Annotated in this window: 3 protein-coding genes; 1 reads left to right on the top strand and 2 read right to left on the bottom strand. The window is 68.1% G+C overall.

Going from position 1 to position 2956, the window contains the following annotated elements; all coding sequences use genetic code 11:
* Positions 1 to 1250, bottom strand: a 1250-nt coding sequence (locus Q0Q23_RS19915; protein ID WP_295128497.1) for a bifunctional dTDP-4-dehydrorhamnose 3,5-epimerase family protein/NAD(P)-dependent oxidoreductase, incomplete at its 3' end; no start/stop codon positions are given.
* The gene (gene rfbB, locus Q0Q23_RS19910) at positions 1250 to 2248 is read right to left on the bottom strand and encodes a dTDP-glucose 4,6-dehydratase (protein ID WP_292881358.1); all 999 of its coding nucleotides are present in this window, start codon (positions 2246 to 2248) and stop codon (positions 1250 to 1252) included. The genes Q0Q23_RS19915 and rfbB, both read right to left, overlap by 1 nt.
* Before the next feature lie 91 nt (positions 2249 to 2339).
* Here rfbB and Q0Q23_RS19905 point away from each other — a divergent pair.
* On the top strand, positions 2340 to 2956 hold a 617-nt coding region (locus tag Q0Q23_RS19905), incomplete at its 3' end, for a sugar nucleotidyltransferase (protein ID WP_295128494.1).

Here is a 2956-nt window from a genome sequence, read left to right as displayed (position 1 = left end):
GGGTCGTGCCCGGTCGCGGAGAACACGGTGCGCGCGATGTCCGCCCAGGTGGCGGGCTCGCCGGACCCGGTGACGTTGTAGACGCCGTACGGCGCCTCCGTGCGCAGCAGGTGCGCGATGGCCCGGGCGATGTCGTCCGTGAACGTCAGGCGGCCGGTCTGGTCGTCGACGACCTTCGGGTCGATGCCGCGCTCGGCGAGCGAGGCCATCGTGCGGACGAAGTTCTTGCCCTCGCCGATGACCCACGACGTGCGCAGGATGTAGTGCCGCGGGGCGGTCGCCGCGGCGATGTCGCCGGCGGCCTTGGACTGACCGTAGACCCCGAGCGGCGCCAGGGCGTCGTCCTCCCGATAGGGCCGGTCGGCCGTGCCGTCGAAGACGTAGTCGCTCGACACGTGCACGAGCGTGATGCCGTTCTCGGCCGCGATGCGGGCAAGGCGCGCAGGGCCCTCGGCGTTGGCGGTCCATGCGTCGCGACGACCCTCGGGGGTCTCCGCGAGGTCGACGGCCGTGTAGGCGCCGGCGTTGATGATCGTGCCGTAGTCGCGCCAGCGGCGCGCCGTGCCGAGCTGCGCGTCCGCCAGGTCGAGATCCGCGCGCGTCGCGTACTCGATGTGCGCCGCCTCGCCGAGCTCGGCGCGCAGGGCGAGGCCGAGCTGACCGTTCGCGCCGACCACGAGGATCTTGCGCGGCGCGATCGGGGTGACGTCCGCGAGACGCGGATGGTTCTTGTCCTTCTCGGAGATCTCGACGTCGGCGAGCGGGATCGGCCAGTCGATGGCGGCCGTCTCATCGGCGAGGTTCAGGAACGAGTAGCTCGCGTCCGGCGACCAGTGGTCGTTCACGAGGTAGGTGTACGCCGTGTTCGGTTCGAGGGTCTGGTACGAGTTGCCGACCCCGCGCGGCACGAAGATCGCACGCGACGGATCCAGCTCGATCGTGAAGACGGTGCCGAAGCTCTCGCCCTCGCGCAGATCCACCCAGGCGCCGAAGATGCGTCCGGTCGCGACCGAGACCCACTTGTCCCAGGGCTCTGCATGGATGCCGCGCGTCGTGCCGACGGCGTCGTTGAACGAGATGTTGTTCTGCACCGGGCCGAAGTCCGCGAGGCCGAGCGCGGTCATCTTCTCGCGCTGCCAGTTCTCCTTGAACCATCCGCGCGCATCGCCGTGCACCGGCAGCTCGAGGACGATCATGCCCGGGATGGGCGTCTCGACGACCTGGAGCTGCTTGCCGAACTCGACGGTCATCACTGTCCCTTGGTGGCGTAGAAGGCCTCGGTGGCGTCCTTCGAGGGCGCCCACCAAGCCTCGTTGGCCCGGTACCAGTCGATGGTCGCGGCGAGCCCGGACTCGAAGTCGGCGTACTGCGGGGCCCAGCCGAGCTCGGTGCGGAGCTTGGTCGAGTCGATCGCGTAGCGCAGGTCGTGCCCGGCGCGATCGGTGACGTGGTCGTAGGCGTCGCGGGGCTGGCCCATCTGCTCGAGGATGAGCTCGACGACGTCCTTGTTGTTCCGTTCGCCGTCGGCGCCGATCAGGTAGGTCTCGCCGATGGCGCCCTTCTCCAGGATCGTCATCACGGCGGAGGAGTGGTCGTTCGCGTGGATCCAGTCGCGCACGTTCTCGCCGGCGCCGTAGAGCTTGGGCCGGATGCCGCGGATCACGTTGGTGATCTGACGCGGGATGAACTTCTCCACGTGCTGGTAGGGGCCGTAGTTGTTCGAGCAGTTCGAGATCGTCGCACGCACGCCGAACGAGCGCACCCAGGCGCGCACGAGCAGATCGGATCCGGCCTTCGTCGACGAGTACGGGGAGGAGGGGTTGTACGGGGTGCTCTCGGTGAACCGCTCCGGGTCGTCGAGCTCGAGGTCGCCGTAGACCTCGTCCGTGGAGATGTGGTGGAACCGGCGGTCGTGCTTGCGGGCCGCTTCGAGCAGCGTGTACGTGCCGACGATGTTCGTGTCCAGGAACGGACGGGGGCTGTGCAGCGAGTTGTCGTTGTGCGACTCGGCCGCGTAGTGGACGACGGCGTCGGCGTCGGCGAACAGCGTGTCCACGAGCTCGGCATCGGTGATGTCGCCGTGCACGAAGGTCACCCGGTCGGCGGGGAGACCGTCGAGGGAGGCGCGGTTGCCGGCGTAGGTGAGCGCATCCAGCACGGTGACGTGGTGTTCGGTGTTCTCCACGACATGGTGGACGAAGTTCGAACCGATGAAGCCGGCCCCGCCGGTGACGAGCAGTCTCTGCATGACTTCCAGGGTAGTGGGGGCCGCCGCGGGAACACGCGTCGCGCGGCGGCGAATTCACAGGAAAGAGCCCGTCATGCGAGAGAATGGGTGTATGCGTGGAATCATCCTGGCCGGTGGCACCGGCTCCCGGCTGCACCCGATCACCCTCGGCACGTCGAAGCAGCTCGTCCCTGTCTACGACAAGCCGATGATCTACTACCCGCTGTCGACGCTCATCCTGGCGGGGATCCGCGACATCCTGCTGATCACCACGCCCCACGATGCCGAGGCGTTCGAGCGCCTCCTCGGCGACGGCACGCGCTTCGGCGTCTCCATCACCTACAAGACGCAGCCCTCTCCGGACGGACTCGCGCAGGCGTTCATCCTCGGGGAGGAGCACGTCGGATCCGACTCGGCGGCTCTCGTGCTCGGCGACAACATCTTCTACGGCCAGGGGATGGGCACGCAGCTGCGTCAGTACACCGAGCTCGACGGCGGCGTCGTGTTCGGCTACTGGGTGGACGACGCGACCGCCTACGGCGTGGTCGAGTTCGACGATGCGGGACGGGTGGTCTCCCTCGAGGAGAAGCCGGCCCAGCCCAAGAGCAACTACGCCGTGCCGGGTCTCTACTTCTACGACAACGACGTGATCGAGATCGCCAAGAACCTGAAGCCCTCTCCGCGCGGCGAGCTCGAGATCACCGACGTGAACCGCGAGTACCTCGATCG

It is taken from the genome of uncultured Leifsonia sp. (assembly GCF_945957465.1).
GTDB lineage: Bacteria > Actinomycetota > Actinomycetes > Actinomycetales > Microbacteriaceae > Leifsonia.
The sequence above is the reverse complement of the archived record's forward strand: the minus strand, read 5'-3'. Positions and strand labels throughout refer to the sequence as shown.